15 protein-coding genes are annotated in these 18,889 nt (G+C 63.7%); 5 read left to right on the top strand and 10 right to left on the bottom strand.

All coding sequences use genetic code 11. The features are described 5' to 3' along the window. Positions 1 to 70 precede the first annotated feature (70 nt). From gltX to ACYQ6J_RS14830, 3 genes are all read left to right on the top strand, one after another. Entirely contained in the window at positions 71 to 1,648 is a 1,578-nt protein-coding gene (gene gltX / locus ACYQ6J_RS14840; protein WP_460184968.1) for a glutamate--tRNA ligase, read from the top strand. Between the two features lie 163 nt (positions 1,649 to 1,811). Beyond that, a complete protein-coding gene (locus tag ACYQ6J_RS14835; protein WP_460184967.1) occupies positions 1,812 to 3,572 on the top strand; it encodes a glutamine--tRNA ligase/YqeY domain fusion protein in 1,761 nt (586 codons plus the stop codon). Then, positions 3,572 to 4,354 (top strand): class I SAM-dependent methyltransferase, encoded by a 783-nt coding sequence (locus ACYQ6J_RS14830; RefSeq protein ID WP_460184966.1) that lies wholly within the window; start codon positions 3,572 to 3,574, stop codon positions 4,352 to 4,354. The genes ACYQ6J_RS14835 and ACYQ6J_RS14830 overlap by 1 nt, the downstream gene beginning before the upstream one ends. A gap of 174 nt (positions 4,355 to 4,528) precedes the next feature. Here the strand turns inward: ACYQ6J_RS14830 and ACYQ6J_RS14825 are convergent, their stop codons facing one another. From ACYQ6J_RS14825 to ACYQ6J_RS14785, 9 genes are all read right to left on the bottom strand, one after another. Further along, a complete protein-coding gene (locus ACYQ6J_RS14825) occupies positions 4,529 to 4,963 on the bottom strand; it encodes a hypothetical protein (protein ID WP_460184965.1) in 435 nt (144 codons plus the stop codon). Between the two features lie 743 nt (positions 4,964 to 5,706). Next, positions 5,707 to 6,507, bottom strand: coding sequence for a creatininase family protein (locus ACYQ6J_RS14820; RefSeq protein WP_460184964.1), 801 nt, complete (start codon positions 6,505 to 6,507; stop codon positions 5,707 to 5,709). Between the two features lie 210 nt (positions 6,508 to 6,717). Then, a complete protein-coding gene (locus ACYQ6J_RS14815) occupies positions 6,718 to 7,425 on the bottom strand; it encodes an aromatic aminobenezylarsenical efflux permease ArsG family transporter (RefSeq protein ID WP_460184963.1) in 708 nt (235 codons plus the stop codon). 391 nt (positions 7,426 to 7,816) lie between these two features. Further along, positions 7,817 to 8,332, bottom strand: a complete 516-nt coding sequence (locus ACYQ6J_RS14810; protein ID WP_460184962.1) for a nitrophenyl compound nitroreductase subunit ArsF family protein — start codon at positions 8,330 to 8,332, stop codon at positions 7,817 to 7,819. A 42-nt stretch (positions 8,333 to 8,374) separates the two neighbouring features. Continuing rightward, positions 8,375 to 8,770 carry a putative zinc-binding protein gene (locus tag ACYQ6J_RS14805; RefSeq protein WP_460184961.1) on the bottom strand — a complete coding sequence of 132 codons (396 nt, stop codon included), beginning with the start codon at positions 8,768 to 8,770 and terminating at the stop codon, positions 8,375 to 8,377. 65 nt (positions 8,771 to 8,835) lie between these two features. Continuing rightward, a complete protein-coding gene (locus tag ACYQ6J_RS14800) occupies positions 8,836 to 9,072 on the bottom strand; it encodes a thioredoxin family protein (RefSeq protein WP_460184960.1) in 237 nt (78 codons plus the stop codon). Between the two features lie 99 nt (positions 9,073 to 9,171). Next, on the bottom strand, positions 9,172 to 10,542 hold the full coding sequence (locus tag ACYQ6J_RS14795; protein WP_460184959.1) for a permease: 1,371 nt from the start codon (positions 10,540 to 10,542) through the stop codon (positions 9,172 to 9,174). A 127-nt stretch (positions 10,543 to 10,669) separates the two neighbouring features. Beyond that, a complete protein-coding gene (locus ACYQ6J_RS14790) occupies positions 10,670 to 10,993 on the bottom strand; it encodes an ArsR/SmtB family transcription factor (protein WP_460185551.1) in 324 nt (107 codons plus the stop codon). 733 nt (positions 10,994 to 11,726) lie between these two features. Next, positions 11,727 to 14,432, bottom strand: coding sequence for a hypothetical protein (locus ACYQ6J_RS14785; protein ID WP_460184958.1), 2,706 nt, complete (start codon positions 14,430 to 14,432; stop codon positions 11,727 to 11,729). 321 nt (positions 14,433 to 14,753) lie between these two features. Here ACYQ6J_RS14785 and ACYQ6J_RS14780 point away from each other — a divergent pair, with 321 nt between their 5' ends. After that, positions 14,754 to 15,554, top strand: a complete 801-nt coding sequence (locus tag ACYQ6J_RS14780) for a sugar phosphate isomerase/epimerase family protein (protein WP_460184957.1) — start codon at positions 14,754 to 14,756, stop codon at positions 15,552 to 15,554. Between the two features lie 56 nt (positions 15,555 to 15,610). Then, a complete protein-coding gene (locus tag ACYQ6J_RS14775; RefSeq protein WP_460184956.1) occupies positions 15,611 to 17,074 on the top strand; it encodes a S26 family signal peptidase in 1,464 nt (487 codons plus the stop codon). A 233-nt stretch (positions 17,075 to 17,307) separates the two neighbouring features. On the opposite strand, the gene ACYQ6J_RS14770 is transcribed toward ACYQ6J_RS14775, so the two are convergent. Beyond that, positions 17,308 to 18,669: a citrate synthase gene (locus tag ACYQ6J_RS14770; protein ID WP_460184955.1), complete on the bottom strand. Its 1,362-nt coding sequence runs from the start codon at positions 18,667 to 18,669 to the stop codon at positions 17,308 to 17,310. Positions 18,670 to 18,889: the final 220 nt, after the last annotated feature.

Genomic DNA, 18,889 nt, shown 5'->3' with positions numbered 1-18,889 from the left:
GCCGCGGACATCAGGCCGACCGCCCACTATCTGCATTTTAGATCAACTCCGTCCATCAGGTCGCCCTTTCATGACGGTACGCACACGCTTCGCTCCCAGTCCCACCGGTTATCTTCACATTGGAGGGGTCCGCACCGCGCTGTTTTGCTGGCTGTTCGCGCGGCGTCACGGCGGTCGATTCATCCTGCGGATCGACGACACGGACCGGCAGCGGAACGTCGAGGAGGCCTTGCAGCCGATTTTGGACGGCCTGCGGTGGCTGGGGATCGATTGGGACGAAGGGCCGGAGGTGGGCGGTCCGGTCGGGCCGTACTATCAGTCCCAGCGGCACGAGATTTACGCGGCGGCGGTGGAAAAGCTGCTGGCATCGGGAAACGCGTACAAGGATTTCGCCACGCCGGAGGAGATTCAGGCCGAGCGGGAGGCCGCCCAAGCCGAAAAGCGCCCCTTCGTGTACAGTCGCCGCTTCATGGCCGAGACGCCGGAGGACGAGGCCCGATTCCGCGGCCAAGGTCGCTCCGCCGTCGTGCGACTGAAGATTCCCCGAGAAGGCAAGCTCATCGTCCGCGATCTGATCCGCGGCGACGTGGAGTTCGATTGGTCGCAAGAGCAGGATCACGTCATTCAGCGGTCCGACGGTTCCGTGCTCTATCACCTGGCCAGCGCGGTGGACGATCACGCGATGGGCATCACGCACGTGATTCGGGCGGAAGAGCACCTTTCCAATACGCCGCGGCAGGTGTTCATTTTGCAAGCGTTGGGCCACGCACCGCCCCAATTCGCGCATCTGCCCTTCGTGGCCGAACCGGGCAGCAAGACCAAACTCAGCAAACGGAAGTTGGACAAGTATCTGAAAAACCGCGATTTCGCCGAATTGATGGACCTGGGGCGCGGCATCGCCCGGCGGATCGGCTTGACGGCCTCGGACGACCTGTTCAATCCCGTGGTCGTGGACTTCTATCGCATCGTGGGCTTTCTGCCGGAGGCGGTGGTCAACTATTTGGCCCTGTTGGGCTGGTCGCTGGACGACCGCACGGAGCACTTTTCCCGCCGCGAATTGGTCGAGGTGTTTTCGCTGGATCGCGTGAACAAGGCCCCGGCGGCCTTCGATCCGAAGAAGCTCACGGCCTTCCAGCAGCGCCACATGCAGCAAGTGCCGCTCGCCGAGCGGACGGAGGCGGTGATTCCGTTCCTGCAACAGGCGGGTTGGGTCCCCTCGCCGCTTCCCGAGGAACTGCGCGAACGGGTGGCGCGCGTGGTGGAGGCGGCGGGCGATCGGCTTCGCGTCGCCGGAGAAATCCTCAACTATCCCGAGTTCTTCCTCCCCTACGAACGCTTGGAATTCGACCCCAAGGCGGTCGAAAAGCACCTTCGGGCGGCGGGAGCGGGGACCTTGTTGCGACAAGCCGCGGAGACTTTGGCCCAAGTCGAACCGTTCCTGCCCGCCAACCTCGAACAGGCCGTGCACGCCTTCGCGGAGCGGCAGGGGATCAAGCTGGGCGGGATCATCCATCCGCTGCGGGTGGCGCTTACCGGTCGAACGGTCGGACTGGGACTGTTCGAGACGATCGCCATTTTGGGCAAGGATGAAACGGCGGCGCGACTGGAGACCGCCGAGCGACGCTTTTGCGGAAGCGGCGAGGGCTGAACCGGGCCGCCGTCCCCTTGTCCGCCCCTGCCGCGCGGCAACAATGAGGCGTAGCGCGTCGAGGCGGATCGCGGCGCGATCGCCGTGCGCAACGCGGCGAGAACCCGGCGGGAAGGCCGCTGTTTTCCGCCCCATCAAGTGGAACTCCATCACGGAGACGGTCATGAACGACAACACATCCGAACCGAAACCGGCACCGGAAACGATCGCCCGCAACGGAGCGCAGGGCGGGTGCCCTCCCTGCGAAGGCGGCGGCGATTTCATCCGCGAGGCCATTCGCGAAGACCTGCGGAACGGTCGCTACGACCGCGTCCATACGCGGTTTCCTCCCGAACCCAACGGCTATCTGCACATCGGGCACGCCAAGTCCATCTGCTTGAATTTCGGCATCGCGCAGGAATTCGGCGGAAAGTGCAACCTCCGCTTCGACGACACCAATCCCACCAAGGAGGACGTGGAGTACGTCGAATCCATCATGGAGGACGTCCGCTGGCTGGGATTCGACTGGGAGGACCGTTGCTTCTATGCCTCCGATTACTTCGAGCAACTCTATCAATGGGCGGAGGAATTGATCCGCAAGGGCTACGCCTACGTTTGCGATTTGACGCCGGAGCAGGTCCGCGAATACCGCGGCACGCTGACCGAACCGGGACGCGAAAGCCCCTTCCGCCGTCGCTCGCCCGAGGAGAACCTCGACCTGTTTCGCCGGATGCGGGCGGGCGAGTTTCCCGACGGTTCGCGGACGCTGCGGGCCAAGATCGACATGGCCCATCCCAACGTCAACATGCGCGACCCCGTGATGTACCGCATTCTGCGGGCGACGCATCATCGGACGGGCGACAAGTGGTGCATCTATCCCACCTACGATTGGGCGCACGGGCAATCCGACTCCATCGAGGGCATCACGCATTCCATCTGCACGCTGGAGTTCGAGATCCACCGCCCGCTGTACGATTGGTTCATCCAAGCCCTGGGCATCTACGCGCCGCGTCAAATCGAATTCGCGCGGCTCAATCTGACCTACACCGTGATGAGCAAGCGGCGACTCTTGCAGTTGGTGCAAGAGGGATTGGTGCGAGGCTGGGACGATCCGCGGATGCCCACCATCTGCGGTCTGCGGCGGCGCGGCTACACCCCCGAGGCGATCCGCGAGTTCTGCCGTCGCATCGGCGTGGCCAAGTACGACGGCGTGATCGACATCTCGCTGCTGGAACACTGCCTGCGGGAGGACCTCAATCGCCGGGCGGCGCGGGTCTTGGCCGTCCTCCGTCCGCTCCGCGTGGTGATCGACAACTATCCCGACGATCTCGTCGAGCAATTGGACGCCGTGAACAATCCCGAAGACCCGGGGATGGGCACCCGCAAAGTCCCCTTCTCGAAAGTGCTCTACATCGAGCAGGACGACTTCCGCGAGACGCCGCCGCCCAAGTACTACCGCTTGTCGCCGGGTCGCGAGGTCCGCCTCCGCTGGGGCTATTTCATCCGTTGCACCGACGTGGTCAAGGATCCGACCACCGGTCAGGTGACCGAAGTGCATTGCACGTACGATCCCGACACGCGCGGCGGCAATGCCCCGGACGGACGCAAGGTGAAGGCCACCATCCACTGGGTATCGGCCGAGCACGCCCTGCCGGTCGAAGTGCGTCTCTACGATCACCTTTTCCTCAAGCCCGACCCGGACGACGTCCCCGAGGGCGCGGACTGGCGCGCGAATCTGAACCCCGACTCGCTGGAGATCGTCTCGCCCGCCTTCGTGGAACCGAGCGTCCGAGATGCCCCCGTGGGCACGCGCTATCAATTCGAGCGGCTGGGCTACTTCAGCGTCGATCCCGACTCCCGGCCGGGCCGACTCGTCTTCAACCGCGCCGTCTCCCTCAAGGACGCTTGGGCCAAGATCGAGAAGAAACGGGAACAAGACGCCTGATGGAAACGATCCGCGGCAGCATCTACGACTACCCGAAGTATTACGACGTGCTCTTCGGCGCCGACTGCGCCGCCGAGATGCGGTTCCTCCAGGCCGCCTTCCGCCGCTATGCCGGGCGACGCGTACGCCGCGTCTTCGAACCGGCGTGCGGGACGGGGCGGATGTTGATTCGACTGAGCGCGGCGGGCTACGCGGTGTGCGGATTGGACCTCAACCCGAAAGCGGTGGACTACTGCAACCGCCGCTTCGTTCAGGCGGGCAAGAAGCCCGTCGCCGTGGTCGGCGACATGACCGATTTCTCGCTGCCCCGACCGTGCGACGCGGCCTACAACGCCATCAACAGCTTTCGTCACGTGGCGGACGAGCGGGCGGCGGTGGGGCATTTCCGCTGCATGGCCGAGGCCGTCGCGCCCGGCGGAATCTACGTCATCGGCCTGCACCTCACCCCCAACCGTCCGCCCCAATGCACCGAAGAGGCCTGGGTCGCGCGGCGCGGCATGTTGCAGGTCAATTCCCTCATGCGCAGCCTCAGCCTGGACCGTCGGGCACGCCGCGAAAGGGTCCGCCTGCAATTCGACGTGTACACGCCGCGGCGATGCTTCCGCATCGTGGACGAGTTCGATTTCCGCACCTACACCGCCGCGCAGTTTCGCGGCCTGTTGAAGAAGGCGGGCGGTTGGGAGATCGCCGCCGTCCACGATTTCCGCTACGACATCGACGACGTCATCCCCCTGGACGATTGCACGGAAGACGCCGTCTTCGTCCTCCGCCGCATCGCATAAACCTCAGAGCCCCCGGCGTAAGCTGGTGGTGGTAGTGTTCATGGTGGCGTCGTTGGTAAGCGCTGGGTAGCGCCGAAGCCACCGCCGGCTCACGCCGGCGGCTCCAGTTGCGCAAGCGGCTCTAGTTATGTCGGCGGCTCCCATGACGTTAATGGTGCCAAGCGCGCTATCGGCTCACATCGGCGTTTCGGGATTGGGCACTCGGGCGACGAAGCGTCCGCCGCTTTCGTACCATCCCTGTTGCGTGGAACGGCACCACAGCAGTTCCATGAGCAGGCTGACAGGCTCGCCGCCCGCATCGAAGGTGGCGATCATCCGCCGCGCCGCCAGCGGTTTGGGATGATAGAAGCCCAATCCGCCTTCCGAGATTTGCCGTCCCACGACGACGACGGGAGAACCGCGGGGCGTTCCGTCATCCTCGGACACCATGGTCAGCCGCACGAGATAAGGGAAATTGAATCGGACGCATTCGCGACGTTCACCGGGATGAACGTCCGGCATCAAGGCCGAAAGGGTCTGCCAGACCCCGTCCCGTACCGCCTCATCCGCCGGGTTCAGGCAGGCCGCCCAACCCGGGTCCGCGTTCCGCACGAAGGCACCGTGACTCATGCGCCCGTCCCCTTGCAGAAGTACACAAGGTGTATTGGCATTCGCTGCCGAGCCGATTACTTGTCGTTGCCAAAACGAGATGAACGAAACAGAGAGCACGCGAGGGCCGAGAATTTCGCCCGTGCAACCGGCAAGACCGGCCCGCAGGCAATCAATTCCTTCAGTCGGAAGTGAAGAAACTCGCGGCAAGTCGCGGCTGCAAGCGTGGTGCTCGAGGCCGGTCGTCCCGCCCGATGTCTCGGCTCCCCTAGCTCCTCGGTGATGAGAGCGTGCAATCTCCCCAGCGTCGGCCGACCCCGCGCGACTTGGCTTGGCGAGTCGATCAGGAGGCCATTGCAACTCTAGGTCGAGAATGGCCGCGCGTCAAATGCCACCACCGGCTTACGCTGGTGGCTCCCGTTCGCGCCATAACACAACGCAAAGCTATTGGAGCCGCCGGCGTAAGCCGGCGGTGTCTTAACACTACCCAGGATTCACCACCAGCTTACGCTGGTGGCTCTAGTTCGCGCGATAACACAACGCAAAGCTATTGGATCTGCCGGCGCATGTGGAGGCGCGAGCGTAACTGGAGCCGCCGGCGTAAGCCGGCGGTGTTTCGGCGCAACCCAGGATTCACCACTAACACCACCAGCTTACGCTGGTGGCTCCCGTATGTGCGTGGATAGTTCACGCCACCACCAGCTTACGCTGGTGGCTCTAGGATTCGCGCGACTGCGCGGCGCAGCGCTTGCCGCAACAGGGCGTCAAAACGGGAACGTCTCGTCCAGCGGCGATTGGGCCAATTCCACCAGGAACGAGCCGATCCGCTCGGTCAGCAATTCCACCAAGCGACGTCCCTTGGCTGCGGCGGCGCGGTGCGGATTGCCCGCCCCGGCGTTCGTGGTCAACAGGTGCCACGGTCGCGTGATCGACACCCAGCCCAGGTTGACGGCCTCGAATCGGCTGGGTCGCGTCCTGCCGGAGTCCGCGTCGGGCGAACCGTCGGGACGCAAGGCCACCAGTTCCGGCCAATACGCCAGCGCCAGCGAGGTTTCCATCTCTCCGGCGTGGTCGTCCGGTTCCTCGAAGATTTGGTGATAAACGTCGCGAATCGAGGCGTACCAATTGCACAGGAAGAGCTTGGCGGGCGATCGGCCGTACATCTCGCGGAGAAAGCCCTTCAGGTCGTTCCCGCCGTGACTGTTCAGCAACACGATCTTCATGATGCCCTGGTGCGTGAGCGACTCGATCAGGTCGGCCAGCACGGCGTGGAGGGTGCTGGGATTCAGGTTCATGGCGAAGGGGTACGCCCGCAGGTTCGTCTCCGTGCCGTAGGGGATGGTCGGCAGGAGGATGACCTTGGCCCCTCGCCGCCAGGCGGCCTCGCAGACCGCGTCGCCGATCAGGTCGCCCTCCCGGGTATCCATGCCGTAGGGCAGATGGAGGTTGTGCGGTTCGGTGGCGCCCAAGGGGAGCACGGCGACCTCGTAGCGCTGCTGTCGCACGGCGGCGTAGGTCAGATCGCACAGTTTCCAGGGTCGAGGCGGAGGCGTCGAGTCGTCCATGGGGGAGGTCCTTGGATCCACGGTTTCGCGGGGCACCGCCGGCTCACGCCGGCGGCTCCAATGAGGCTTACGGCGTCGCGCGCAAACTGGAGCCACCAGCGTAAGCTGGTGGTGGTGTGAACTATCCACGCACAAACTGGAGCCACCAGCGTAAGCTGGTGGTGTCCCGGCGCCAAGTCGGGAACGCCTGGCCGACATCGTCGCAGGCGCTCAAAACGGCAAAGGCACGTCGAAAAGGTACTTTACGATGAAGTAGATGCCGACGGCGATGAAGAGCGTGCCGCCGACCGAACGAACCACTTGATCGACGACCGTCATCACCTGAAAGGCCTTGCCCAGCGATTGGGCGCTGAAGGCCACGAGGGCGGCGAATGCGACGACGGGCAAGCCCGTCCCGACGCCGAAAAGCAGGCTCAGGAAGGCCGCCGGAGCTTGCGATCCCTGCGCGATGGCGATGACCGTGCCGAAGTACGCGGCGGAGGTGGGGCAAAAGGCCAGGGCGAAAAGGAGGCCCAAGAGCAGCCCGCCCCAGATGCCGGCCGAATCCGCCACCGCCTGCGATCGGCCCGCCGCGATCGACGGCAGCGGGATCGTCAGCAAACCGAATAGCAGCATCCCCACCAAGACGAGGAACGGCCCCAGGAACATGTGTCCGTAGGTTTGCAGGGCCGCCGAGATGCCGGGCAAGGCCGCCAAGCCGGTCACGATGATCAGCGCGAGGAGAAAATAGGCCAGGGATCGCCCCAGCGTGTAGAGCAGGCCCGTCAGAAACACGGCTCGGGCGTTGCCGACCTTGCGACCCAGGTACGAGATGGCGGCGATGTTGGTCGCCATCGGGCACGGTGCGACGGCGGTCGCCAGACCCAGGCCGAACGAGGCGATCAGCGGTCCCTGCTGCATCCACCATTGCGTGTTCATGGAGTGCGAAGCTCCTACCCAATTGTTTGGTGTTTGGCCGACGACGCCACCGCGGGCACCACCAGCTTACGCTGGTGGCTCTAGGGTTTACACCACCAGCTTACGCTGGTGGCTCCAGTGTGTGCGCGCGATGGCGCGGCGCAACACGAGGGAAGCGCCAGCGCGCTTGGCACCGCGAGCGTAATTGGAGCCGCCGGCGTAAGCCGGCGGTGGCTTCGGCGCTACCCAGCGCTTACCACCGCGGGCACCACCAGCTTACGCTGGTGGCTCTAGGGTTCGCGTGCAAAGTTCACGCACACCACCACCAGCTCACGCTGGTGGCTCTAGGGTTTACACCACCAGCTCACGCCCGAGGCTCTAGGATTCGGTGCAGGTTCGAGGCTCTAGCCGTTCAGGAGGCCGTTTTCGGCAACAGATCCTTCAGATTGTCGGAGATCAAGGATTGGAAGGCGTCCGGTTCGTGGACGGTCTGCCAGACCTCCATGATGTTCCGGTACGTTACCTCTTTGCCGTCCTTGAGCTGAACCATGATCACGGTGGGCGCGATGATCTCGTACTTGGTGAGCAAATCCTTGTTCTCCGGTTGCTCGTAGTTGACCTCCTTGACGATCACGCGGCCCGCCCGAATATCGTCCGCGAACATCCGTTCGAGGACGTCTTTGGTGGAGGCCTCGATCTTCAGGCAGGTTGGGCATCGCACATTGCCGTGGCACAGGTACACCAAGACGGCGTCCTGAGGGGCCTTGTTCACGGTTTCGGCGACCTGTACGGCGGGAGCGACCGCGGGGGCGGCCTCCGTAGGCTTTTGGGCCTGGCCGATCTTGACGAAGATCGCGCCGAAGGCCATGCCCACCAGCAGGAGCAAGGCTCCCGTCAACAACGCTCGCATGCCGTTCTTTTCCGCCATGGTCAGAGCACTCCTCAAAAGGGCACGTACGAAATCCCGCCGCTAAGATAGGGCGACGCCGAGCAGTTTGGCGCCCTCGGCCACGACGCGCTGGACGTTTTCGCCCGTGACCGGGGTTTCGCCGCGCTTCATCCCCATTTGGTCGAGTCGCAATTGATGGAAGTCGGTGTAGCCCGCCTTCTCCATCACTTTTCTCCCGCATTCATAGTCGCACCCGTCCAAGACGAGGACGGCGGGGGCGGCGGCCAAGGCGTCCAGCATCATTTGCACGCCGCCGGCGACTCCGGCCAGGCACGACATTTGGGCGATGCCGTCGGCGGTCATTTTGCGTGCCGCCAAGTCGGCCATGCGGCCCAGGTTCGAGGCGCCCGAGCAGGTCAACACGATCGGCTTGGCCACTCCCGAGCAACAGCCACCTTGGGTTTTCTCGTCACTCATGATTGGTATTCCTTACGGCAAGACCGTTGTTTTGGCGGGGGAGCCGGTCGGCCCGGCCGCGTCGTTCAAGCGGTCAATAACTGCTTGATCTCGTCCACGCTCGCCACTTTGCCCATCAATTTGACTTCGCCGTCGATCACGAGGGCGGGAGTCATCATGACGCCGAAGGCGGTGATGGTGGCGATATCGGAGATTTTTTCGATTTGGGCCTCGACGCCCGCCTGTTTCACCGCTTCCGCGGCATTGGTCGCCAGCGCGGTGCACTTGGCGCAACCCGGTCCGAGAACTTGAATCAGCTTCATGGTTCGTTCCTCCATCTTGTGAATTGTAAGACTGGTCGTTCGAAGTTTGAAAGGAAAAACGGCGGATTACCGGACCCTCGCCGGTCGCCGCGTGAGACCTCACACGAAGAAGGCCCCGAAAATCATGCCCACCAGGGCGCTCATGACCACTACCAGGGCCACGAAGGTGGCGGTTTTCTTGAAGCCCCAAACGCTGTAGATGACGGCGATGCTGGGCAGGGAGAGGGCGGGTCCGGCCAAGAGCAACGACAGCGCCGGTCCCTTGCCCATACCCAAGCCGATCAACGCCTCTAAGATGGGGATTTCCGTCAAGGTGGCGAAGTACCAGGCGCTGCCGATGACGGAGGCGACGAGGTTGGCGCGGAGGCTGTCTCCGCCGACCAAGGCTCCTACCGCCTTTTCCGGCAGCAGCGCCCCCACAAAACCCGTCACGAACACCCCGATGAACAGCAAGGGGATGATCTGTTTGGAAAAGCTCCAGGTCTCGGCCATCCAGGCGTTCAGTTCCGATTTCTCGAACCACGAGAAGGACATGGCAAGGGTCAGCAGCAGGAACACGCCCGCCACATACCAACGCCGAGGATAGAGCCAGGCCGCCCATTCATAGCCGGGCGGGGTGTCCTGGCGTTTCTCCAAGACGTATTGCTTATCCACGTTGATCTTGACGCCCTTGGCGAAGCGGTCGGCGGGTTCTTCAAGCTGGAAGCGGTAGGCGGCGGTCGTCTCCAGCAGCACGGCGACGTCCAACTCCTCCGCCTGCAATCGCTCCTTGGTGCCGTCCATCAGCGTGACCGGCGTATTGGGTTGAAGCTTGACCACCGTGCGGCTGGGGTCGCTCCAATCGGAGAAGACCAGAAACAGGATCATCGCGGCCAGAAAGACGGCGTTTTGCCACAACTTTCGTTTGGTGGGCGGGGACGGCGGCAAGGCCATCATCGCCTTGGTACGGTTCTCTTCCTCGCGACGGAAGATCAGGGCCATCAAGAGGCCGATGACGACCGCGAAGACGATGGCGCCCACGACCCGGGCGATGCCTAGGTCGAACCCCAGCACGCGGGCGGTGAGGAAGATCGCCATGACGTTGATGGCCGGTCCGGAATAGAGGAACGCGGCGGCGGGCCCCAAACCGGCACCCACCCGATAGATGCCGGCAAACATCGGCAGCACGCTGCACGAACAAACCGCCAGCACGGTCCCCGACACCGAAGCCACGGCGTAGGCCTCGACCTTGTTGGCTTGCGGTCCGAGGTGCCGCAGCACGCCCTCCTTGGAAAGGAAGGTGGCAATCGCTCCGGCGATGAACATGGCGGGCACCACGCAGCCCAGGGTATGGTTTCGGGCATACCACTGGAGCATCAGGAACGCCTCCATGATCGCCGTTTGGATGCGTTCGGAGTTGAAGTTGACGAAATAGGCGAAGGCGAAGACCGCGACCAGCGCGATCAGGATTCCCCATTCTTTCCTGTTCATCCTACGCTCCTGTCGAGTCGCTATCGTATGCAAGTTTGGCCAATAATGCAAGATTGACTTGCGAACAAACGGGCGTTCATCATCCGCCCCACGCGCCGCCAACGGGAAAGTCGCCGGGCCTGATCCTCTACTTCAGCATTTGCACTTTGGCCTGATAACTTTCCCGCAGAACCTTCTCTGCGCACTGCAAAAAGTTCAGCACGCAGGGGGTCCGCAATCGGTAAAACGTCATGGTTCCGCGTCGTTCGTCCTCGATGACGCCGGCCTTTTTCAGAGCCGAGAGGTGACGCGAGACCGTGGACATGTCGGCGCCGATCAGCGCCGTCATTTCGCAGACGCACTTCTCTCCGTGCTCCGCGAGTTGCTCCACGATGAACACCCGGGAGGGATGGGCCAAAGCCCGAAAGACCTCGGCGGTCATCTCGCAACGAGCCTTCGCGTTTGCGTCCATCACGTCTTACCCTCGCCGAAAATGGGGGCTAGCACCCGGTAAAAGGGCTGTTCGTCGCGAATTGCCCTGGCATAAGGGGCGTCGGGCAACGTCGCCGCCGAAGATCGAACCGGTTCACAGGACCTTCGGCCAAGCCCTTACGAACTCTTATACGTATCATCGTCCTTGGTTGTTTGCAACATGATGCAATATTACAAGAATCGCGTTTTCGCGTCAAGGTTATTTTGGAGCCGCCGGTGCGATTGGTGACGCTAGCGCAATTAGGTCCGCCGGCGCGAAATAATTTAGAGCCGCCGGCGTGAAATAAACTGGAGCCGCCGGTGTAAGCCGGCGGTGTCTCAACGCTACCCAGGATTCACCACCAGCTTACGCTGGTGGCTCAAGTATGTGCGTGCAAAGTTCGCGCACACCACCAGCTTACGCTGGTGGCTCCATTAGGGGCTCCATTGGGCGCCGGCGGCTCCAGGGTTTGCGCGATGGCACAGGAGACACTGGAGCCTCGGGCGTAAGCCCGAGGTGTTTTCACGCTACCCAGCGTTTACCACTGCGCACACCACCAGCTAACGCTGGTGGCTCTAGTATGAGCGTGTATAGTTCACGCCACCACCAGCTAACGCTGGTGGCTCAAGTATGTGCGTGCAAAGTTCGCGCACACCACCAGCTTACGCTGGTGGCTCCATTAGGGGCTCCATTAGGCGCCGGCGGCTCCAGGGTTTGCGCGATCGCGCGGGGGTCATTCGGCGGAGGCGGTGGTGCGATAGTTCAGCACGCGGGCTTGCCCGACCTCTTCCGCACGCAGCCAGATCGTTTGTCCCAAGAGTTCGTGTCCGGCGGGCAGGGTGTAAACGTGGATGGCGCGGCCCAAGGCCGGCACGTCGAGTTGCGTCCGTTGACGCCGCCGATCGGGGGCGAACAGTTCGCAGCGGAAAGACAGGGGATTCTCCGTCTCGTTGACCAGCGTTTGCTGAACCTCCAGTTCGCCCGCCGCGTTCAATCGCGTGCGCACGTCAACGTACACGTCGCCCAGGCCGATCTCCAAGGTGTGAAAGACGTCGAATTCGTATCGCCGGTCGGACTGCACCGAGAAGTGAACGACGAACGGTTGAACGCCCGCCTCTGCGTCCAGGGGCAGCGTGAGCACAAAGGGGACCGCGATCTCCTCGTTGGGAAGCAACTTGAAGGCCGCCGTCTCCGGCTCCAGTCGCCAACCGCGACCGCCCGGAAGTCGCACCGTGCCCGATACCGCTTGCGGGAACGTGTTGCGGAACCGTAGTTGGTTGGAGATGGGCTTTCCGTACACGCTGGGTACCCGGGCAACGCCGAGTTGGCAGGCCTGCCGCCAAAGCGCGACCGGCAGGTGGACGCCCTCCAGGAACTGCGGCAGCGGTCCGACGCTCAAGCGTTGCTTTTCTCCCAAGCGGGAGAGGGGCGCGGTGCGTCCCCATACGTCCGTGGTCGAGACCGCCTCGCCCAGGTAGAGCGTTTCCTCGCCGGGTTCCTGGTTCCAAACGATCATCATGCCCGTCTCGCCGTCGCCGAAGATCAGGTTTTGCGACTCGCCGGGCAAGCGGATCGATCCCCTTGGCGTACGATCGCGCAGGCTGTGGACGGCGGTCCGCCAGGGGATCAGCATCTCGGTGGGAAAGCCGTCCGGGCGAAACAGGCCGCAGCGGGGATCGAAGGGGTCGGGATGGAAGCCCGCCTCCGCACCGTTCGCCTTGACCGCCGCCATGCGAAGCACCAAATCGGTGATGCGGACGGGCAGCGGGTATTCGCTCCGATTCAGCGGGCGGAGATCGACCCACAAGGCGGTTTCGGCGTCAGGCTTCGCGTATCCGGCGAGGTAGCGCCGGACCTCCGCGGCGGTCATGGGCGGTTCCGTGGTGAATTGCAGGGATCGCCACGGCGAACCGCGACCCACAGGCGGCGGTTCCAGCCAGTCCCATGCCGTCCCCACTTGTCCGCCGTAGAGCACCTTGGAGACCTCGGCCGACACGCGGCGCACGATTTCCTCGGGGTGAGAAACGGCGGTGAACCCCAGGTCGTCGTCGCGGCCCAATTGCCAGCGACCGACCAGCAGCCCGAAACGCGCCAGCGTCAACTCCAGCGACGGTCGCCAAAGTTCGGTATCCGCGGCGAAGAATTCGGCGGCGGTGGTTCGACCGGTCCAGGGACCGCGGAGAGTCGGGGGCGGTTCGCAAAGCAGTCCCACCGTTTGCACGCCCTGTCCGCGGAGTCGCTCCAGGAAGAAGCCCAGTTCCTCCAAGGTCTCCGGCTTCGCCGAATCGTCGGTCCAGACGGGAAATTTGACCCAACTCACCCCGGACAGGCGAATCACTTCCAGGAGGTCGCGGAGGTCGAGGGGATCGGCGCCCCGCGGCAGCGACCAACCGAAAGGAGCGGCCGAGATCTGCGAGACGGGCGCCAGCAGTGCGACGGGGACCTCGACGCGGCGTCGCGCGCCCTCCGGGGTGGAAAGCGTCGCCCGCAAAACATAGTAGCCGGGTTGAGACAGCGGTACGTCCCACTTCCACACGCCAAAATGGGGCGGGTTGGCCCGTAGCGATTCCTCCCGCGGGATCTCGTCCGGACCGAACGCGGGGCGAACCTCCAACGGGGCTTGCACGCGCTCCAGCGTGTTCCCGTCGGGATCCAGAATCTCCAATTCCAAGGGAGGCGATTGGGCGGCGATTCCCGCCGCCGTGTATTCGGCTTGGACGGCCTCGCCTTCCTGATACAGGCCGTGCGCGCGGTTCAGTCGCACGCTCAATCGGGGTAGGCGACCCAGGCGGATGGTGCCGAACCACACGGCGGCCTTCAGATCGGCCTTTTCTCGCGGTTCCACGTGCAGGCCCACCACGACCGTCTCGGCTTGAGGCAGGTCCAGGTCCAGCGGTCCCAGTCGCAATAACCGCCACTCGGGACCGGGGACGATCTCCGCCGACCGTGCGATGTGCAGCGGGTTGTTCCGCGAGTCGAAAAAGCTCAGCGTCGTGAACACCCGATCGTGCCGGATTCCCTCGGCGCGAATCCAGACCTCCAGCACGTGGCTGAAAAGCGTGGAGACCTGAATGGGAGGGCTAAAGGCCGCGACGCCCCCGCCGTCGAGTTCCGCCACGAGCGAGCGGGGCGAGTCGGGCGAGGGTACGTCCACGATCTCCATTTTCAAATAGGCGGGAAACCCTTCGCCCACCCGGCGCGTCCAGTAGTCCGGCCAATTATCGTAATTGACGTCCTTCGATTCGGCGAAGTCGAGGCTGAAGACGGACTGCGTCCCCGGCAAAGGGCGGGAGTCCAACGACTGGGCCGATGCGGCCTCCACGTAGCGACCGCGGGGGGCTTCCGCCTGCGTCGCGGCTTGGGGCATCCGCTCGCCGGGATCGGCGGTCTTGGGCTCCTCCGCGTACGCCCCTACAATGATCCCAAAGAGCGCCAGCACGACCGCCCCGACCGCGGAGGGAGCGTGCCCCCTCCCTCGGTGATCAAAGATTCGGCGCTCCCGCGCCGCCCCGCCCCGTCGCCGAGCGTTGGAGCAGGATTGATCGCGGAATGGAATCATCGAACGTGGGCACATGGAAATGCGTTCGGAATCGCCGGGGGGATTCACCGCGGGTGGAATCGGACCCTGCGGTTGCGACCCCTCGATCGGGTTTCCAAGGTCGTGCAAGGACAAATGACTACGGACGCGGCAAGGGTGCGCGGACCGCGCCTACTTCGGTTTCGGCGTCGCGTGCCGCGACAAGTTAAAAAGGATTGATCCGTGCTCAGAATTCGTCCCGCCGTTGACCTGGCTTCGCTGGGCTTGGACTGGCTGCCGTGCTTGGAGACCGCCCGTCGCTTGGGCGTGGATACCGTCGAAATCGACCTGCGGCGGCAATTGCCGTGGCGGGAACTGGGGCAAACCGCCGTCCGCGAGATCCGCAAGCAATTGAGCGACAGGAACCTCCGCCTTTCCGTCGTAAGATTCCGAACCAAAAGGGGTTATGACGAAACCCAGGACCTGGATCGGCGGGTGGAGGGCACGAAGACCGCCATGCGTTTGGCCGCCGCCTTGGGCGCCGGCTTTCTCACCAATCGCCTGGGACGCCTGCCCGAGCAAAGCGAAGATCATCCCTCGGAAGAGTCTATTTCGAATCCCCTGATCGTGGATGTCCTCTGCGACCTGATACACTATAGCGAGCGGGAAGGGGTGATCCTTACGGGGGAATTGGGCGAGGATTCGGGCGAAGATTTGGCCCGACTGCTGAAATTATTACCCGAAGGTGGGGTCGGCGTGGACCTCGACCCCGGGCTGCTGGCGGCGTTCGGGCACTCGCCGCAACAGGCCGTCCAAGCCTTGGGAAACTCCGTGATGGTCGTCCACGCGACGGATGCCGTGTCGGGCGGTGGGCCGGGCCAACGCAGAATCGCCCCCTTGGGTACCGGAGATGTGGATTATTCTGAAGTTTTGGGAGGCTTGGAGAAAACGGGTTATCGGGGGTGGTTCTTTGTCCGTGCCGTCGGGGACGATCAGCCCGTCGGCGAGGTCCAGCGGGCGATCGAATATCTGCGGCGAATATGATGTCCGGCACGCCCGGGATGCTCGCCCGCCGCATTCCGGATTTGCGGCTCAGCGCCATGCCCCCACGTGAACGCATTCCCTCCGATGATTCGGCCGCGATAGGCTCGGTCCCCGGGTCGGGCATGCCGGTCGGGGCGGAAGGCGCGGTCGCCCATCGGCCGCCCATTCCCTGCCGTGCCGGTCGGGCACGCGGGGCGCTTTTCCGCATGGTGCGGGCGGCGGTGCTGCTGGCGGCGACGGTTGTGACCGCCGATCACGTCTTTGTCACCTCGTTTCGCCCGCATCGCGTGCAAGGAGGCTCCATGGTCCCCTGTTTGATCGGCGAACACCATCGCGTGACGTGCGACGGTTGCGGGCGGGGGTTTGCCGTGTTGCCTATGCCCGATGGGCGCTTGCCGCCGATCGTTGTGTGCCCCCACTGCGGGCGGCGCGTGGCGATTTCTACCGAAAACGCGACCTGGCACGTGGGCGACCTGGTGTGGAATCTGCGCAGTCCGTACTTTTTTCGGCGGCCTCGTCGCTGGGAGATGGTGGGCTTGCGAGACCCGGCGGCGGCCTCCCGGATGCTCGTGAAGCGGATCGTGGGATTGCCGGGCGAGAGCGTGGCGATCCGCGAAGGCGACCTATTCGTGAACGGGCGGATTTGCCGAAAGCCGTGGCCCCTGGTGCGGGAAATGTCGGCCCCGTTGCCGCTTGCGGAAGACTCCCGCGGACCGCGCGCCCTGCCCTGCCCGGTCCGCCTGGCCTCGCCCGCCACTAATTACTGCCACTTTCACCCCGGTTGGGATCAACTGGAGTTTCCGACCCGCGACTTGGTCCTGCTGTTTTCGTTGACCGAGTTTTCGGCGAAAGGCAAGGACGCGGGCGGCAAACTGAAGATTCGAGCGGACGACGGCGACCGAGGTTGGATCGTGACGTTCGATTTCGCGGCCAAGCGGATGGCGATCGAGCAAGGCGGCACGGAGGACGACCCTGGCGGCATGGAGCTTTGGACGACTCTGCCTCGGGTGCTGGAGAACTGGGTTCGCCGACCGAATCCAAAGCCGCCGCTTCCCGTGGCGGTCTCCCTGGTCGATCGCCGCCTGCTGGTGGCGGTGCAGGATCGCCCGGTCTTCGAGTCGACGTACGACCCGCCGCCGCTGACGCGGTCGCTGATTCAGCCATTCGTGGTCGAGGCGGAAGGGGCGACGGGGCGATTGGCCGACCTTCGGGTGCTGCGCGACGTGTATTACCTGCCCCCTTACGACGTGGTGACGCCGACGCCGGAACCGCTGCCCAATGGAAAAGCGGGCGCATCGTTCGATTCCCGGGCGGAGTCATCCTTTTTCCCGTTACGACTGCCGGGCGAGGAGTTCGCGGTTGTGCTCCAAGCCTCCTTCACGGTGCGTGTGCCGCCGGGAAAGTACCTGGTATTGGGCGACGATTCGCACTCTTCTATGGACGGGCGGTATTGGCGACCGGACTTCTGCATCGCGAGCGAACAAATCCTGGGGCGGACCGTCGTCCTGCGGATGCGCTAGGCCGTGCCGTCGTGAAGGCACCTCCAGCTAACGCTGGAGGCTCCACGTGTGATCACGGATTACTAACAAAGCCATGAGCTGCCAGCGTAAACTGTTGATGTATAAACCTGGAGCCACCAGCGTAAGCTGGTGGTGAAAGCGCTGCGTCAGCGCTTGAATCTTGGGTAGCGTGAAGGCACCTCCAGCTAACGCTGGAGGCTCCCGTTCGTGCCGCAGGCCCGCACAAGCGCGGACTATAGCTCGAACTCGCCGCCGGGGAACTGACCCGTGGGCGGACGCTGAATATGCACTTCCTTCGGCGGTTCGGTGGAGCGCTTGATGATGGGCACGTAGGATCGCTCGGGGTAGCCGGTGTAAAGCTGCCGCGGTCGATGGATGCGCTTGCTCGAGGACATGTGCATCTCGCGCCAATGGGCGATCCAACCCGGCAGACGCCCCAAGGCAAACAGCACGGTGAACATATTCTTAGGGATGCCGAGCGCGCGGTAGATGATCCCCGAATAGAAGTCCACGTTGGGGTACAGCTTGCGCTCCACGAAATAGGGGTCCTTGAGGGCGACCTCCTCCAATTCTTGGGCCACCTGGAACAGCGGAATGTCGGCGGCTTGCTTGCTTAGCAGGCGGTCGGCCATGGCCTTGATGATCTTGGCCCGGGGATCGTAATTCTTGTAGATGCGATGGCCGAAACCCATCAAGCGGAAGGGGTCGTTGGGGTCCTTGGCGCGATCGACGAACTTGCCGACGTTGCCGCCCTCGGCCACGATCTGCTCGAGCATGTTGATGCAGGCCTCGTTGGCGCCGCCGTGCAATTGTCCCCACAAGGCATTGATGCCCGCCGCCACCGCCGAAAACAGGTTCACATTACTGGAACCGACCATGCGGACCGTGGAGGTGCTGCAATTCTGGCCGTGATCGGCGTGCAGGATCAGCAGCAGATTCAAGGCCTCCACGTGCTCCGGCACCAGGTGGTACCGTTCGCTCGGCAGGGCGAACATCATGTAGAGGAAGTTCTGGCAGTAATCGAGGTGATTTTGCGGATACATGAAGGGTTGGCCGATGGACTGCTTGTAGCCGAAGGCCGCGATCGTCGGCATCTTGGCCATCAAGCGAAACATCGCCAATTGACGCTGGTTTTCGTCCAGTGGATCGAGCGAATCCTTGCAGTAGATCGACAAGGCGTTGACCACGGAACTGAGGATCGCCATGGGATGGGCGTCGGGCGGGAAGCCCGCGAAGATGTTCTTCATCCCTTCGTGCAGCAGCGTCCGTTTGCGGATGCCCTCGCGGAACTCCTCCAACTGCTCGGCGGTGGGCAGTTCGCCGTAGATTAGCAGAAAGGCCACTTCGAGAAAGTCGCAGCGCTCGGCCAACTCCTCGATGCGATAGCCGCGGTAGCGGAGGATGCCTTGCTCGCCGTCGATGTAGGTGATGCTGCTGGCCGCGCCGCCGGTGTTGGCGAAACCGTCGTCGAGCGTGATGTAGCCCGTCGCGGCGTAGAGCTTCGAAATGTCGATGACGCGATTCCCTTCCGTGCCGACGCGGATCGGGAATTCGAACTCTTTGCCTTCCAATACCAGCTTGGCGGTTTCACTCATGGATGGGTCCTTGTCGTCTTAGCCGCGCGATCACACGGTCGCGGGCAAAATCACGCATGAATCTTTCAGAAGGTGTATTGTACTCGAAGGGGGAATCGCCGGGCAACGACGGGGCGGGGATGCAGCGCCGAGGCCGGCCTTTCCGCCGCGGTGGTGCCCCCGCCCGGGTGCGGCGCCGGGGTCGATTCCGGGGGCGTCTTGTTCCGGGTTGCGGGCCGAC

The organism is Thermopirellula anaerolimosa (genome assembly GCF_054657335.1).
This window is presented reverse-complemented; position numbering and strand designations above follow the sequence as displayed.